Annotated in this window: 1 protein-coding gene; it reads right to left on the reverse strand. The window is 36.2% G+C overall.

Annotation, left to right across the window (positions count from 1 at the left end; genetic code table 11):
• On the reverse strand, positions 1–757 hold a 757-nt coding region (locus tag H7O61_RS07790; protein ID WP_187875655.1), incomplete at both ends, for a DUF3519 domain-containing protein.

Below are 757 nucleotides of genomic sequence, written 5' to 3' on the forward strand. Positions count from 1 at the left end.
TTTCTAATTTTGCAAGCTTTTCAGCTTGGGCAAGTTCTAGCGGGCTTAAATCTTGCGAATGTTGAGCCGTGTTTTTTGGTGTTTTTAGTAAATCCTCTTGACTTGTTAGAGGTTTTTGTGTAAGATTAGGTTCATCAAGGGTAGTGGGTAGTGGCCTGCTATCCTTTGAGGTGCTAGGTTGTGGCCTGGCATCTCTAAAATCTTTAAAATTCCTATCGCTATAAAAATCAAAAATCTTATTCCCATTGTTTAAATCATCTACCACTAACCTAAGCTTTACGCCGTTATTATCCCATTCATAGCCGTATCTAAATCCGTTTTTAAACCTTTCAAAACTCTCTAATAACACGCTTCCGTTTTTAATCACTTCGCTCATGTTAATGAGTTCGTCGTTAGTTAGTCCGCCTGTGTTCTCTACTCCGTAATGTTTAACTAAAATTTTTTTAGCGCCTGCTTTCTTTATCCCTTGCTCTAAAATGTAAAGGTCGTTTAAATCTATCCCTTTAATCTCTGCTTGATCTATTTCTCCCTTAAACACTTTTAAAACTTGTTGCTGTTCTTTAGTGAGTTTGCTTTCATCAATCTTTTGTAATTCTTGTAAGGCTTTTTCGTATTTAGTGGCTTTTTCTTTGAGTTCATCGCTGGCTTGTTTAACGCCATTATTAAGCTCTTCAATGATTTTAAGCGTGTTGTTAGTGAATTGTGAGTTTTTAGCGCTCATTTCTAGTTGCTTGCTAAAATCGCTTATTGAATGGCT

The sequence above is a fragment of the Helicobacter pylori genome, assembly GCF_014496965.1.
GTDB classification, from domain to species: domain Bacteria; phylum Campylobacterota; class Campylobacteria; order Campylobacterales; family Helicobacteraceae; genus Helicobacter; species Helicobacter pylori_CZ.